This window comes from Croceicoccus sediminis (assembly GCF_007570835.1).
Classification (GTDB): domain Bacteria; phylum Pseudomonadota; class Alphaproteobacteria; order Sphingomonadales; family Sphingomonadaceae; genus Croceicoccus; species Croceicoccus sediminis.
Window position 1 is genome coordinate 442,606 of sequence record NZ_SUNC01000002.1, and the last position, 15,130, is coordinate 457,735.

Genomic DNA, 15,130 nt, shown 5'->3' on the forward strand with positions numbered 1-15,130 from the left:
TCACCTCAGCGAAACCTGGCGCAGGGACTTTGGCCGATCGGCACCGGCGACTGTGCGCTTGGGCTTTGCCATCCACGGCGGGCCGTCGTCGGCGTGATAGTCATGACACATGGCGCAATCGCTTTCGACCGGATGATTGACCTTGGCCAGCGAAGCGCCCGTGCCGCCGACGTGGCAGGTCCGGCATCCGCCTTCTCCGCCAAGACCGGGAATCATCACGCGGCCGGCATCGTTGCTGCGCGTCGCTTCGACGTGGCAGTCGGTGCATTCGTACTTCGAATGCGCGTCATGCGTGAACCAGCCTTTTTCGAAGTAGCGGTCGTTCTGCACCGCGGGCACGATGTCAAATCCGTTGGTGACGGCTGGGCCATCGCGCGTGACAACGTGGCAATCGTAACAGGCGCCACCCTTGGAAAATACGCGGGTCACGGCCCCGTCGGCGCGGGCCGGGAAGAACTGCACCGCACGGGCGAAATCGCGTGCGGTGCGCTGCGATGCGCCGTCGCCGGGCGAACGGCGCGACATGCCCGACAGGCTGGCCGGGCGGGGCGGATTGCCCGAACGGTAGAAAGCGCGCAGGTCCGCGGCGACCAGTTCGGGCTTGCCGTGCCGTAGCGTGCGGGTCGTGCCGTCCACCATTTCAAGGCCGAGCGCGTGGCAGGACTGGCACGATTCTTCCATTTTCACCGGCTCGAACCGGACCTTGGTGGAATCGAGCGTGTGGCAATCGGCGCACTGCATCGCGTCGCGGCCATCGTATTCGCCCGGACGGCGGCGGACCATCTGGGCGACGCCGCCGGCCTTGCTCATGTGTTCGGCGTGCGTGAACTTGAGGCCGCTGTCCTCACGCGTGTTCTTCGTCAGCGCCACGCGCTGGAACACCGGCTTGTTACCCGGTTCGACGACGAGCGCGGGGTGGAACTCGGGGTGACCGGTTCCAAAATCGCTCGCATCTGGCAGTTTCGTGTCCGGCAATCTCTTGCTCATCCCGTCGTGGCAATCGGTACAGAACTTCTGGGGTGTCGCCTCCATAGCGCCGGCACCGGTATGTTCGATGTGACATTCGACACACCTGCCTGCCGGGCGGTTGAACCCTTCGGCGACGGCGCGCTGGAACTGGCCGAATGGGCCGGGTTCACCGCGAGCCGCGACAAGGCGGGCGGTGGCGTCGTTGGCGGCAAGTCCGGCGATGTGCGCGTGGGCATCGTCTTCGTGGCAGGTCATGCAGGCATTGTCGCGCACGGCGACGAAAGCATCGACGTGACAGGCCTGGCAATCGTCCTTCAGCTTTTCATGCGCGAGGGTGAGATCGCCCGAAGACCATATCTCGTCCCCGTGATAGCCAGAGCCGCGTTCCTTTTCGCCCTTGTGAGTGACGTATGCGCCGATCGGCCAGGCGAGGCAGGCCAGCAGCACGAGGATCGCAAAGCCCCAGGCCGACATGCGCTTGCCGGGCATCAGCCCCTTCAGCGTATAGACGCTGCCGAGGTCCTTTTCCTCCGACACGTCGGAAATCGCCTCGACCCGGCGGACGGTGAAGACCGGCACTCCGCCTTCGCCGCGTTCGACGTTGATGCGGTGGCCGCCGAAAGTCAGCTCTGCCCCGCGCGAAAGGTCGATGGCGCGGCGGTTCACGCTGCGCCCGTTCACTTCGAACGGCTGGTCGGCGATGGATTCGACGAACAGTTCGCCGTCCTTCATCACCGCGCGGGCATGGCGCGGATCGACGGCGAGGTCGGGCAAGTGGATGTCGCACGACGCATCGCGCCCGATGGTGATCGTGTCACCCTCCACCGTCGTGGCGCGGACGATCTCCTCCCCACTGGCCTTGAGCGCGATCTGGCGGATCAGGAAAGTCATCTTGCCGCCCTCACCAGTAGAAGAACACGGAAACGATATGGGCGGACAGCGCGGCCAGCAGCGCGAAAGTCACTGGGACGTGGACATAGAGCCACAGCTGCAGCAGCGATTTCAGCCGCAAGTGGCGGCGCAGGCGCGCCAGCATCGCTTCCTTGCGAGTCAGCAGGGCATCGACCCGGTCCAGCGGATCGTCGGCCACACGCGGGCGAAAGGCGCGTGCCTCGCGCAAGGTGCCCGCGGCGCGGCGCGTGGCGCAGTTCGGATAACGCGCGGTCACGCGATTCCAGATCGACCCGTCGAAAGGGTCTTGCTCAAGGCTCTTTTCGACGACGGCGGCATCCTCGGCGCTGAGCGGCTGGGCGGCGTCGTGAATCTGGCGGTCGAGGCTGCGCAGCTGTTCGATCATCTGCTTTTCGGTGACCGCGCCGTCTTCGTCATAGCGGTTTTCGGACAGCGCCTGCGGCAAGGTCCAGTAAAACCAGATGCCGAACATGCCCGACACGATGACGATCATCATCAGCGCCCAGGCGAGCGTGTGGACGTTCCAGCCAAGGTCGAACCCGGTGTGCAGCGTGGCCACGACGATCAGCGACAGGCCGAGATAGACGTGCGCGCTGGTCCATGCCTTCAGGCTCCACGTCCCCGGCGTCATCGCGCGTTTGCGCACGCCCAGCAGGGTCAGCCACACGATCAATCCCGCCCCGATGGTGCCAAGCGTATAGCCCAGCCACGTCCCGCCGAAATGCTGCGCGGGCAGGGGCACGAAAATATAGGCGAGCAGGGAGGCGAGGCAGAGCAGTCCCGCGATCTTCCACCAGCGCCCGTTCGCATAGGACAGGAAGCTGTCGTGGCTCGTCACCTTGTTGCGGCGCGTGCGGCGGCGCGACGACCGGGGCGTGTCGGTGGTGGTCGTATCCTCCGCGGTTGCCGCGGTTTCGGTGGGTTCGAGACCCGGTACGCTTGCCATCACGCGCCCTCCGTTTCGGATTTGAGGCGTGCGACCGTCAGGAATTCATCGGGCGCGACACGGATCGCCGCGCCTGTCGGGCAGGCCCGGACACAGGCCGGACCGCCGTCGATCCCGGCGCACATGTCGCACTTGATCGCCTTCTTGCGGTCGAGCGCTTCGTCATGCGCGGGGTCGCCGTTGTAGGGCATGTTCTTCTTGGCCCACTTGGCCGCCGGTTCGCCCGGTCCCGGTCCCTTGCCGAAGAACAGCCACGACAGCAGTGACGGTTTTGGCGGCGGCACCTTGTCCATGCGGATCACGCCATAGGGGCAGTTGCGCTGGCAATTGCCGCAGCCGATGCAGGTGTCGTCGATGAAAACCTCGCCATCCGGCCCGCGATGGATGGCGTTGGGCGGGCAGTCGGCCATGCAGTGCGGGTGTTCGCAGTGGCGGCACGATGTCGGCACGTGGAGGTGCGCAAAGCTCTTGCCCGCCTCGCGGTCCAGGCGCGACAGCCCCTCGTGCGCATCGGCGCAGGCCTTTTCGCAATTGTCGCAACCCACGCATAGCTTCTCGTCGATCAGCAGCACGTCGGTCGCTTCGCCAAGGCCCTGGCTGACCAGGAACTTGGCCTGTTCGGAATAGAGGTCGACGACGCCCGAAAAGCTGTCCTTCTTCGATTCGATCAGGGCGTTGGTGCGGCGGCGAACGTCCATTTCGCCGCGCGCCTTGTCCATCAGCGCGGGTTTTGCGGCAAGGACACGCTCGAACGCCTCGCCGTCGATCTCGATCACCTCGCTCTTGATCGCGGCGCGCACGGTGGCGGTGCGCTGCCCCCCGTCGATCAGGGCCATTTCGCCCACGTATGACCCGGCGGGCAGGTAGGAGAGGAACACTGGTTTGCCGCCGACTTCCTTTTCGACGACCATCGATCCGACGCGGATGACGAAGATGTTCTTGCCGTCCTCGCCCTCTTTGATGATCGCCTGGCCCGCGGGCACGGTGCGAATCTTCGCGGTCTCGACCACTTCGGCGATATCCGCGCTCGTCAGACCCGATCCGAACATCTGCAGCAACTGGCGCTCGGTGCTGATACGCTCGATCTCGCGCTTGGCGGGCGGGACCTGGCTCATCAGTTTGAGCGCGGCGTTGCGGCTGATCTCGACGCAGATCGTCGGCTCTGCGGCAACGATCGTCGCGCCGCGGCGGCGGCCGGAGATCAGGCCGACTTCGCCGAATATGGTCCCGGCCTCGATCGGCACGACTTTCGATGCATCGTTGGGATCGATCCGCACGTGGACCAAGCCCTCGGCAATCGCGAAAAGCGACGATCCCGGCGCGTTCTTCTCGAACACGACTTCGCCGGGGGCATAGCTGCGCACGTCGCTGTCGAGCATGAATTCGCGCATCTGCAGCGGGCTCATGTCCTTCAGGATCGAGATGCTGGTACGCAGGTGCTCGAGCCATTCGTCCACCGAACGGCCCTTGGGCAGGCCTGCGAACTTTTCGGCCAGCAGCGGTTCGTCCGCCGGTTTCAGATCGGTATTGCCGTTGATGAACTCGACGACGTCATAGCCCTGGTTCATGCAGTGCTTGATCAGCGGATAGCCCGCCAGCGCGCCGATCACGAAGATGCCGGGCGCAGTCGTTTCGAACACCGGGGACAGCTGCGGGAAGGCGAGCCGGTCTTCGCTGGTGAAGGCGATGCCGCAGTTTTCGACGAACGCACGCGGCGGGGCGGACCCGATACGGGCGATCACGCGGTCGCAGCGGATCTTCTCTTCGCCGTCGCGGGTGGATAGCGTGGCCCAGCCGGGCTCCAGTTCCTTGACTTCGGTCTCGTACCGGATGGTCAGCTTGCCGTCGGCATCGTCTTCGACCAGCGCCTTGGCGTTCGGCTCTTTCGCGTTGGCGAAGCTTTCGCGCACGTTGGTCGACTTGGGCTTGCGGTTGAGGATCGAGACCACGTTGCCCTGTGCCGAATCCTCGGCAAGGCCGCGCGCGTTCTCGATTCCCGCATCGCCCACGCCGACGACGATGACATGTTCGTCCAGAACCTCGGTCGGATCGTCCAGCTGGTACGTGACATGGGGCAGGTCGCCGCCCGGACAGCGCATCAGGTTGGGATTGCCCTGCGTGCCGATGGCAAGGATCACCGTGTCGGCGATCAGCTTCTCGCCATTGGTCAGTTCAAGTTCGTAAGGGCCTTCGTGGCGCTGCAGTTCCTTGACGTCTTTCGTGCCGTCGCGATTGCGCTTCACGATCTGCTGTACGCTGCCGGGGATGGCGGGGCCGGTGCCGCGGATCGCTTTCACTTCGGCCTCGTACTTGACGTTGATGCCAAGGTCCGCAGTGCGCGAATTCCACTTTTCCAGGATATCCTCGCGCTTGCCCGCGTCGAATTCCTGGTCGGAGCGGAGGATAAGCTGCGACGGCGTGGCCATCACGTGCTTGCCCTTCTGGTATTTGAAGATGGTGTCCGACAGGTGGTCTGTCTTTTCGATAAGCACGTGGCTGAGCCCAAGCGCGGCGGCGCGGCTGGCCGCGCTCATCCCTGCGGGGCCAGACCCGATTATCGCTACGCGGAACGTGTCGCTCACCGTTCCCATTCCCCCCTGTGAAGGGTGTTCGGCGGCCCGTTAGCCGGATCACACCCCCATACGATCCGGCATCAAGCCTATAGAGGGTTGCCGAACGAATAAAGCACGTGGGTAAAAAAATGCGCGGAACGGGGTTCCCGGCGCGGTGCTTGCGGGTAAACGAATGCCTGCAATGACTATGGCGGGGACTGCGTGGTGACGGGAGACAAGGGCGTAGCGTCGAACGGCGGATCGGGAAGGGTGATGGCGCGCTGGGTGCTGGGCGTGGCGGCGCTGATCGCGGGCGGTGCCGTCGGCTATTCGGTGATCCGCAACGATAGCGCGCCGGTGCAGCAGGCGGCGGACACCGGCGAACAGGCATCGGTGTCGCAGATGATTTCCCGGCTGGAGGCGCGTCTGGCCGAAAGCCCGGACGATGCAGAGGGCTGGCGGATGCTCGGCTGGTCCTATTTCCAGACCGGCCGCTATGCCGAGGCCGCGACCGCGTTCAAGCGCGCGACCACGCTGGACCCCGACACTGCGGAAAACCATTCGATGCTGGGCGAGGCGCTGGTGCTGGCCAGCCGGGATGGCGACGGGCTGCCGTCCGATGCGCGCGCCGCGTTCGACCGTGCACTGGAACTGGACCCGGCCGACCCGCGCGCCCGCTATTTCCGCGCCGTCGCCATTGACCTCGAAGGCAAGCACGAGGAAGCGATCGATGCCTGGTTCGACCTTCTGAAGGATACGCCCGCCGATGCGCCCTATGCCGCGGACGTGCGCCAGGTCATCGCCGAAGTGGGCAAGGCCAATGGCATCGACGTTGCCGAACGGCTGGAACAGGCCAGCTTCGCCCCGCCGAGCGGAGGGCTGAAGACCGACGGGGCCGCCACCGCCACGGCCGGTATTCCGGGGCCGAGCGCGTCCGATATCGAGGCGGCAAGATCGCTGTCGGCCAGCCAGCAGCAGGACATGATCCGCGGCATGGTCGACCGGCTGGCGGCGAAGCTGGAGGAAGATCCGCTCAACCCCGATGGCTGGATCATGCTGATGCGCAGCCGCGTGCAGCTGGGCGATATGGACGGCGCGCGCGAGGCGCGTGACGAAGCGCTGCGCCTGTTCCGCAACGACGGGACGACCACGCGCCGCCTTCGCGAGGCGGCCGGTGCGCTGGGTCTTTAACGACTTGCGTAAAGTGTCGTACGGGTTTGCGAGATTCGCTTGTCCACACCCCCCAAACGCCCGAAAACGGTCCCCAAAGCGTTGCAATTAAGACTTTATTCGCAAACGTTAACCTTTTTCAGATTTTATTAACCTTTCTAAACGACTCTCGTCATGGTTAATGATTCACGGCGCGGGCTTCGGGGGTTTGATAAAGCGAAGCCGGTCGACGGAAACGGACTAGGGGGCAGTTTTTATGCGTATCCTTCTGATCGAAGACGAACCGACCACGGCCAAGGCGATCGAGCTTATGCTCACGACCGAAGGCTTCAACGTCTACCAGACGGACCTCGGCGAAGAGGGCCTCGATCTGGGCAAGCTTTATGACTACGACATCATCCTTCTCGACCTGAACCTGCCCGACATGCACGGTTACGACGTCCTGAAGAAACTGCGCGTCGCCAAGGTGCAGACGCCGGTTCTGATCCTCTCGGGCATTTCGGAGATGGATTCGAAGGTCCGCTCCTTCGGTTTCGGCGCCGACGATTATGTGACCAAGCCGTTCCACAAGGACGAACTGGTCGCCCGCATCCACGCCGTGGTCCGCCGTTCGAAGGGTCATTCGCAGTCGGTGATCAGGACCGGCAAGCTTTCGGTCAATCTCGACACCAAGACGGTCGAGGTCGATGGCGCCCGCGTGCACCTGACCGGCAAGGAATACGCGATGCTGGAACTGCTCTCGCTGCGCAAGGGCACGACGCTGACCAAGGAAATGTTCCTCAACCACCTCTATAACGGGATGGACGAACCGGAACTGAAGATCATCGACGTCTTCATCTGCAAGCTGCGCAAGAAGCTGGCGACGGCATGCAGCGGCGACAATTACATCGAAACCGTCTGGGGCCGCGGCTACGTGCTGCGCGATCCGGGCGCAGAGGCGCAGGCCGCCTGATCGACTGAAAAATCCGTCCGCCGCGGAAATGACGGACATTCCCCAGAAAGGGCAGGCGCCCCACCGCCTGCCCTTTTCACGTTGTGTGCGCTCAAGCCTTGGCAACCAGCAGGGAAACTATCGCCAGCAGCCATAGCGCGGCGACGGCCGGCCAAAGCGCGGCCAATGCGATGGCCCCGAAGACCAGCCCGCCAAGCACCGCGCCCGACGACAGGGCCAGCCAGAGCAGGAGCAAGGCCAGCCAGTCCGAACGCGGTTGCCCCGCGATCGCATCGGCAAGGCGCGTGCCCAGCTTGATGAGGGTGCCGGTCATGTAAGTCAGGCCGAACCGGACTTCGCCCTCGCTTTCCAGCGCCAGGTTGATCCCGCCCATCCCGAAGGCGAGCATGGCGAAGGGAATGACGGTGCCAAGCTGACCCATGGAAATCGTCGCGCCCGTCAGCAGCGCCGCGCAAAACGCAAGCGTAAGGCCGAGCCTGCGGCCGGGCGGCATGATCCTGCGCAGCAGCGACGTTGCCGCCACCCCGGCGATGAAGCTGGCGATTAGGATTGCGGCGACCATCGCTGCGTCGCCGTTGCCGGCCAGACCCACGCCAAGCCGCGTGGTATTCCCGCTCATGAAAGAGACGAAGAACGCGCCCGAACCGAGGAAGCCGACGGCATCGACGTACCCCGCGATCGCGGCAATGGCGAAAGCGAGCGTGCGGACCGTGCGCGAATGGCTGAGCATGGCTATCGCGCTAGCGCCGCAGCGCGTGGGCGGCAAGGGGCCCTCTTGACCCGCAGGCTGATCCCCGCCATCGGCGCGGGCCATGACGGCACACAAGGAAGGCGACCCGACGACACTCAACCGGCTCTATGGCCGCGCCAAGGGCAAACCCCTGCGCGCGGGCCAGCAGGAGCTGGTCGATACCCTTCTGCCCCAGATCGCGGTGCCCGAAGAGGGGCCGGTGACGGCAGAGGCGCTGTTCGGATACGACCGCCCGATGCATTTCGAGATCGGGTTCGGCGGGGGCGAGCACATGGCCTATCGCGCCGACATGCTGCCCGATCACGGCTTCGTGGGGGCAGAGCCTTTCGTGAACGGCGTGGCGCAGGCGCTGGTCCACGTGAAGGAAGGCAAGCTTGCCAACGTGCGCATCCATCACGGCGACGCGCTGGAAGTGCTGTCGCGCGTGCCTGACGGTTCGCTATCGTTTCTTTACCTGCTGCATCCCGATCCCTGGCCCAAGGCGCGCCATGCCAAGCGACGGATGATGAACGACGGCCCGGTGGAAATGATCGCATCGAAGCTGAAACCGGGCGGCGAATTCCGGTTCGGCACCGATCACCCGGTCTATGTCCGCCATGCCCTGATGATCATGCAGAGGCACACCGACCTGTTCGACTGGCTTTGTGAAAAGCCCGGCGACTTCCTGACCCGTCCGGGCGGCTGGCCCGAAACCCGGTACGAGGCCAAGGCCCGGCGGCTTGGGCACGAGGTCTGGTACTTCCGCTATCGCCGCAAGTGATGCGGGCGGCAGGGCGGGCCTGCTGACGCTTCGGCGCGGTTCCGGGTTTCAGGCGATGATGTCGGGGATCAGCGCGTCGGCGAGCATTGCGATCTGGTCTTTCAGGGCCAGCTTGCGCTTCTTCAGCCGGGCGACCTGAAGCTGCGCCGCCGGATTTTCGGACAGCGCAGCGATGGCGGCATCGAGGTCGCGGTGTTCGACCTTCAGAATCTCAAGCCGCTTGCGCATTTCGTCTTCGGTCATGCGAGCGCTGCCCTCAGGAAATCTGTTCGAACCAGCCCGCCATACCGCGGGCGAGCGCTCTTTCGCACGACCCGTCGCCGCGTGCAATCGCCCCGTCGCATGGCAAATCGGCTCACCCTTTGATCTTGCCCGATTTATCGAAATTTTCGTGCGAGGCTCTTCGCAATCGTGAAACTTTGTGTTCCATTATGCGGGTCGGAAAGAAGGGTGAGTGAGTCGCCCGGCAACGAAAAGACCGACACGAATTGGACGAAAGAAGGTTCAGGGGAACAACGTCAACCAACGCAGGAGAAAGCCATGGAATCGACGCACATCACCGCTCTTCAGTCAAAGCATGCCGGTCTGGACCGGGAGCTTCGTAACGAGCAGGCGCGCCCCGTGCCGGATAGTGCAAGAATCCAGGAGCTGAAGCGAGCGAAGCTGAAGATCAAGGAAGCCATCTCGCTTCACTGACCTCTAACCGAACTAAGGAACCGAACGCCCCCGCGCCCTAGGCCGGGGGCGTTTCCTTTTTCGAACGGACATGCCGTTTTTTACGCGCTTTCCCTTTCGAAAACCGCCGCGCATGTGCTTTAACGCAAAGCACGATGGAATCCGCCACAACAGCAGCCCGCTCGATCCTCACGAACCTGCACGAGGTCATGGCCTCGCGCGCGAACGCGCAGGCCAAGCTGAACCAGGTCGTGGACATCATCGGCGAGAATCTCGATAGCGAGGTCTGCTCGATCTACCTTCTGCGCGAAGGGATGCTCGAACTCTTCGCGACCCGCGGTCTGGAACAAAGCGCCGTCCACGTCACCCGCCTCGCCATCGGCGAAGGCCTTGTCGGCACGATCGCGAAAAACGTGGAAATGCTGAATCTGGCCGAAGCTGCGGCCCACCCGGACTTCCTCTACCGCCCTGAAACGGGCGAAGAAAAGTTTCACTCCTTCGCCGGTGTACCGATCGTGCGCCGCGAACGCGCGGTCGGCGCGCTGGTCGTGCAGCACGTCGAACCGCGCCGCTATGCCGATGTCGAGATCGAGGCGCTGCAGACGGTCGCCATGGTGCTGGCCGAACTGATCAGCAACGCGGACCTGATCGACGAACACGATTCGCTGTCGGCCAGCCCGCACTTCGTCGATCCGCAGCAGTTGTCGGGCCTGCCGCTGGTGAAGGGGCTGGCCGCAGGGCACGCCGTCTTCCATCAGCCGCGCATCAACATCGAACACGTCGTGGCCGAGAATACCGAGGCCGAGCGTCAGCGCGTCTATCTCGCCTTCGACAAGATGCGCGAACAGATCGACAAGATGGCAAGCCAGGCCGAATTCGGCGTGGGAGGAGAGCACGAGGCCGTGCTCGAGACCTACAAGATGTTCGCCTACGACGAAGGGTGGGCGCGCCGCATCAATGAGGCGATCGATTCCGGCCTGACAGCAGAGGCCGCGATCGAACGCGTGCAGCAACGCACCCGCATGCGCATGCGCCAGATCGACGATCCGCTTCTGGCGGAACGCATGCACGACCTCGAGGACCTGTCGAACCGGCTGCTGCGCATGGTATCGGGACAGGTCGGAACGGCGGCGACGATGGGGCTGCGCGGCGATGCGATCCTGATCGCGCGCAATCTCGGCCCTGCCGAACTGCTTGAATACGATCGCCGCCGGTTGAAGGGCGTAATTCTGGAGGAAGGCTCGCTTACCGCGCACGTCGTTATCGTCGCGCGCGCCATGGGCGTGCCGGTGCTGGGCCGCGTGCACGGGTTGCGCGGTTACGTGCGCGAGGGGGACGAGATCCTGCTCGATGCACAGCAGGGCATCGCCAACGTCCGGCCCGGCCCCGCCGTGATCGAGGCGTTCGAGTCGCGTTCGGCCAAGAACCGCGAAAGGCAGGCGACTTATGCCGGTCTGCGCGACGTGGAGCCGCGCACGAAGGACGGCGAGCGTGTGTCGATCTATATCAACGCGGGCCTGCGCGACGATGTGCCGACGCTGAACATGACGGGTGCGGACGGCATCGGCCTGTTCCGCACAGAGTTTCAGTTCCTCGTTTCGGCCACCCTACCGCAGCGCGACCGCCAGACCCGCCTTTACCGCGACGTGCTGGACGCGGCGGGTGACAAGCCGGTGGTGTTCCGCACCGTCGATATCGGCGGGGACAAGTCCCTGCCGTACCTGCGCGGCGATGATGACGGGCAGGACGATGAAAATCCCGCGATGGGCTGGCGCGCGCTGCGCCTTGCGCTTGAACGCGAAGGGCTGATGAAGGCGCAGGCCCGGTCCTTGCTCGAAGCTGCCGCCGGGCGCACGCTTTACGTCATGTTCCCGATGGTTTCCGAACCCTGGGAATTCGACGCGGCCAAGGCGGTGTTCGAAGGGCAGATGGAATTCCTGCGATCGCGCCGCAAGATGCTGCCCGAACAGATCCGCTATGGCGCGATGCTCGAAGTGCCGGCCCTTGCCGAAGTGCTGGACGTCCTGGCGCCCAAGATATCGTTCCTGTCGATCGGGACGAATGACCTGACCCAGTTCCTGTTCGCGGCCGACCGTTCGAACCCCAAGCTTGCCGAACGCTACGACTGGCTCAGCCCGTCGATCATGCGGTTCATCCGCCGCGTTCTGCGCAACCTGGACGGGCACGACATCGCTGTCACCGTTTGCGGCGAAATGGGCGGGCGCAGGCTTGAGGCGCTGGCGCTGATCGGCCTTGGCATCAGGCGCCTTTCGATCACCCCGGCATCGGTCGGGCCGCTCAAAGAGATGGTCTGCAAGATCGACACGCGGGAAATTACCGCCGCGATGGATCGTTGGCTGGCCGACCCTGTTCCCGACCTTCGCGGATCGCTGATCGCCTGGGCCGAGGAACGCGGGATCGAGTGGGAATAGTTTCCTGATCCCTTGCGGGAACGGTGTCGGCATCTCCCGGTTGGTGAATAGAGGCGAGTAAAGAGGGGAAATCCTCGGCGCTTGCTTGACTTGCGCCCCTTGGCGCGCTTGCCTTCACAAACAGGGCGTTTCATCAAAAAGGCATCTAATCGAGTGAACGACATCGAAGACGGATCGCAGCCTGAAATCGAGACGACCGAAACCGTATCGGCCGCCCCGGTCGCTGTCGGTGCACGTCTGCAGGCCGAACGCGAACGCCAGGGCCTCACGCGGGAGGAGATCGGTGAGCGCACGAAGATCGCCGAACGCCATCTCACCTCGATCGAGGAAGGCCGTTTTACCGACCTTCCGGGACGCACTTACGCGGTCGGTTTCGCGCGCAGTTACGCGCGTGCGCTCGGCCTCGATGAAAATGAAATCGTCGAAGGCGTGCGCGATGAAATGGGCGTCGCCGCGCCGCAAGTGCCCGAACGCAAGCTCGACTACATGGAGCCGGGCGACCCCGCGCGCGTCCCCTCTTCCAAGCTGGCTTGGGGCGTCGCCGCGCTGCTGATCGTGCTGATCGTCATCGGCGCTTTCACGTGGAAAGGGTTCTTCGTGCCCGCCGCGGACCTGCCGACCCTTGGGGACGAGAACGTGGAAGTCGTCGCGGCCCCGACCGCTACGCCCACGCCAACCGAAACCGCCGCGCCCACGGGCGAAGTTGCCTTCACCGCCACGGTCGAAGGGGTCTGGGTAAAGTTCTACAACCGCTCCGGCCGCCAGCTTTTCCAGAAGCAGATGGCCGAGGGTGAGAAATTCACGATTCCCGCCGATGCCGACGGCCCGCAGATCTGGACCGGTCGTCCGGACGCTTTCACCATCACGGTCGGCGGACAGCAAGTCGCACCGCTCGCCACCGAACAGACCACGATCCGCGACGTGCCGGTCGATGCCGAATCGCTGACCTCGCGCCCCGCAGGGCCGGGCTTGCCGACACGCGGATGATCCAAATTTTGCCGATTTACCAGCTTCGTTAAGCGCCTGTTTGGCATGACCTTGTCACCTAGTCGGGCGACGAACACGAAATACGAAAAGGTCTTCAAGATCATGACTCCCTTTCGCCGCCTCATTGGCCTTCGCCGCCGCACCGGTCGCTTCTCCGCCCTTCTGATCGGCACGACGCTGTCCGCCGCGCTGCTTTCGCCCGCGCCCGCGATGGCGCAAGACGATGCGAGCCGTATCAAGAAACTGGAATCCGAAGTCCGCGCCCTTCAGCGCAAGGTCTTTCCCGGTGGCGACGGCAAGTATTTCGAGCCTGAGATCACCGCGCAGCAGCCTGCGCAGCCCGCGATGACGACCGGCCCTGCCAGCGGCCCCGTAACCGATCTTCTCGCCCGCATGGACGCGGTCGAATCCGCGCTGGCCAGCCTGACCGCTCAGGTCGAGGTGCAGTCCAACGCGATGCGCCTGATGAATTCGCGACTCGATGAGCTTGAGCGCAAGACGGTGACGTCGATGCCGATGCCGGTCGAACCGGACGGCGGTATCGGCGATGGCGCAGGCCCGCTTCCGGCGGCCCCGGCACCGCGTCCCGCGACGGCAACGCCTGCGCCCGCACCCGCGCCCTCCGGCGCATCGACGGTCGAACGGCCCAATACCGGCGATGCGGGCGACGATGCCTATGTCTATGGCTACCGCCTGTGGAACGAGGGGTACTATGCCCCGGCGCGCACCGCGCTTCAGCAGATGCTGAAGGATTATCCGACCCACAGCCGCGCATCCTATGCCCGCAACCTGCTGGGCCGCGCCTATCTTGACGATGGTCAGCCGCGCCCTGCGGCAGAGGCTTTCCTCAAGAACTATCTCGACAATCGCGGCGGCGCGCGTGCACCCGACAGCCTCGTCTATCTCGCGATCGCCACGCTGCAGCTGGGCAACAAGGCCAAAGCCTGCGAAGCGCTCGAGGAATTCCGCCTCGTTTACCCTCAGGAAGCGTCGGGTCGCCTTTCGTCGCTTTCGTCCGAAACAGGGACGAAGGCGGGCTGCAGCTAACGAAACGGAGGGGGCATGAACCTTGCGGTCCACTTTGCGCAGGAATGCGCGCGGCTGGGACTGGGTGAGGGCGAGAAGCTCGGCCTTGCCGTCTCGGGCGGACCGGATAGCCTCGCGCTGCTGGTGCTCGCCCAGCAACTCATGCCCGCCTCGATCCATGTCGCCACTGTCGACCACGGGCTAAGAGCCGAATCCGCGCAGGAAGCGGCGATGGTGGCGCAAGTCTGTGCCGACCTCGGCGTGCCGCATGACACCCTGCCCGTGGAACTGGAAGCGGGCGGCAACATGCAGGCCCGCGCCCGTACCGCGCGATACAGTGCACTGGGCAACTGGGCACAGCGCCGCGAAATCCGCTGCGTCGCGACCGCGCATCACGCCGACGATCTGGCCGAGACGCTGCTCATGCGGCTCAACCGCGGATCGGGTCTGCCCGGCCTTGCCGCCATGCGCGACCGCGCGCCGATGCCGGGGCGCAAGGACATCACGCTGATCCGCCCGCTATTGACCTTGCCGCGTGCGGACCTTGCCGAAGTGGTGGAGCGCGCGGGGCTTGAGCCGGCGGACGATCCATCGAATGCAGACCCCGCCTACGATCGCGCGCGCATCCGCGCAGGCCTTGCCGAGGCCGACTGGCTCGACCCGATGCGCCTTGCGGCCAGCGCGCTGCATTTGCGCGACGCTGCCGACATCCTTGAATTTGCCGCCCGGCACGAATTCGCCGCGCAAGTCACGATGAGCGAGGATGGCGGCCAGTTCGCCTACAATCCTGCCGGTCCGCGCGCGGTGCGTTTTCGCGTGCTGGAGGAAATCGTCGCCCGCCTGGCCACCGAAGGAAGCCCGCGCGGTGAACAGCTGGCCCGGTTGATGGAAGCGCTGGAAACGGGGCAGAAGGCCACGCTTTCGGGCGTGATGTGCACGCCGCGTGCCGGTTCCTGGCATTTCACTGCCGCCCCGCCGCGCAGCGAAGGCTGAAACGG

The 15,130-nt window shown here is 64.7% G+C and carries 13 protein-coding genes; 8 read left to right on the forward strand and 5 right to left on the reverse strand.

The features are described 5' to 3' along the window. The 3 genes from FAX90_RS10200 to FAX90_RS10210 are packed head-to-tail and all read right to left on the reverse strand — an operon-like array spanning position 1 to position 5,409. Positions 1-1,860, reverse strand: coding sequence for a cytochrome c3 family protein (locus FAX90_RS10200; RefSeq protein WP_144097272.1), 1,860 nt, complete (start codon positions 1,858-1,860; stop codon positions 1-3). Positions 1,861-1,870: 10 nt separating this feature from the next. Continuing rightward, positions 1,871-2,827, reverse strand: coding sequence for a hypothetical protein (locus tag FAX90_RS10205; RefSeq protein ID WP_240704839.1), 957 nt, complete (start codon positions 2,825-2,827; stop codon positions 1,871-1,873). Continuing rightward, entirely contained in the window at positions 2,827-5,409 is a 2,583-nt protein-coding gene (locus tag FAX90_RS10210; protein ID WP_276612300.1) for a cyclic nucleotide-binding domain-containing protein, read from the reverse strand. The genes FAX90_RS10205 and FAX90_RS10210 overlap by 1 nt, the downstream gene beginning before the upstream one ends. A gap of 195 nt (positions 5,410-5,604) precedes the next feature. On the opposite strand from FAX90_RS10210, the gene FAX90_RS10215 reads away from it, so the two are divergent. Together FAX90_RS10215 and ctrA are read left to right on the forward strand one after the other, a co-directional pair. Continuing rightward, complete coding sequence (locus FAX90_RS10215) at positions 5,605-6,570, forward strand: tetratricopeptide repeat protein (protein ID WP_144097274.1); 966 nt, start codon at positions 5,605-5,607, stop codon at positions 6,568-6,570. A gap of 235 nt (positions 6,571-6,805) precedes the next feature. Next, positions 6,806-7,501 (forward strand): response regulator transcription factor CtrA, encoded by a 696-nt coding sequence (gene ctrA / locus FAX90_RS10220; protein WP_144097275.1) that lies wholly within the window; start codon positions 6,806-6,808, stop codon positions 7,499-7,501. Between the two features lie 91 nt (positions 7,502-7,592). On the opposite strand, the gene FAX90_RS10225 is transcribed toward ctrA, so the two are convergent. Next, positions 7,593-8,231, reverse strand: coding sequence for a YoaK family protein (locus FAX90_RS10225; protein ID WP_170234933.1), 639 nt, complete (start codon positions 8,229-8,231; stop codon positions 7,593-7,595). Between the two features lie 82 nt (positions 8,232-8,313). On the opposite strand from FAX90_RS10225, the gene trmB reads away from it, so the two are divergent. Then, positions 8,314-9,012 (forward strand): tRNA (guanine(46)-N(7))-methyltransferase TrmB, encoded by a 699-nt coding sequence (trmB, locus tag FAX90_RS10230; RefSeq protein ID WP_144097277.1) that lies wholly within the window; start codon positions 8,314-8,316, stop codon positions 9,010-9,012. A 48-nt stretch (positions 9,013-9,060) separates the two neighbouring features. On the opposite strand, the gene FAX90_RS10235 is transcribed toward trmB, so the two are convergent. After that, the gene (locus FAX90_RS10235) at positions 9,061-9,255 is read right to left on the reverse strand and encodes a YdcH family protein (RefSeq protein ID WP_144097278.1); all 195 of its coding nucleotides are present in this window, start codon (positions 9,253-9,255) and stop codon (positions 9,061-9,063) included. A gap of 207 nt (positions 9,256-9,462) precedes the next feature. Between FAX90_RS10235 and FAX90_RS16910 the strand changes: the two genes are divergently transcribed. The 5 genes from FAX90_RS16910 to tilS all read left to right on the forward strand — a co-directional run bounded on the left by FAX90_RS16910 (position 9,463) and on the right by tilS (position 15,125). Further along, positions 9,463-9,708, forward strand: coding sequence for a YdcH family protein (locus FAX90_RS16910; protein WP_338080276.1), 246 nt, complete (start codon positions 9,463-9,465; stop codon positions 9,706-9,708). A 134-nt stretch (positions 9,709-9,842) separates the two neighbouring features. Next, positions 9,843-12,119: a phosphoenolpyruvate--protein phosphotransferase gene (gene ptsP / locus FAX90_RS10245; RefSeq protein WP_144097279.1), complete on the forward strand. Its 2,277-nt coding sequence runs from the start codon at positions 9,843-9,845 to the stop codon at positions 12,117-12,119. A gap of 153 nt (positions 12,120-12,272) precedes the next feature. Then, a complete protein-coding gene (locus FAX90_RS10250; protein ID WP_170234934.1) occupies positions 12,273-13,106 on the forward strand; it encodes a helix-turn-helix domain-containing protein in 834 nt (277 codons plus the stop codon). Positions 13,107-13,151: 45 nt separating this feature from the next. Next, entirely contained in the window at positions 13,152-14,153 is a 1,002-nt protein-coding gene (locus FAX90_RS10255) for a tetratricopeptide repeat protein (RefSeq protein ID WP_240704840.1), read from the forward strand. A gap of 15 nt (positions 14,154-14,168) precedes the next feature. After that, positions 14,169-15,125, forward strand: a complete 957-nt coding sequence (tilS, locus tag FAX90_RS10260; RefSeq protein ID WP_144097281.1) for a tRNA lysidine(34) synthetase TilS — start codon at positions 14,169-14,171, stop codon at positions 15,123-15,125. Positions 15,126-15,130: the final 5 nt, after the last annotated feature.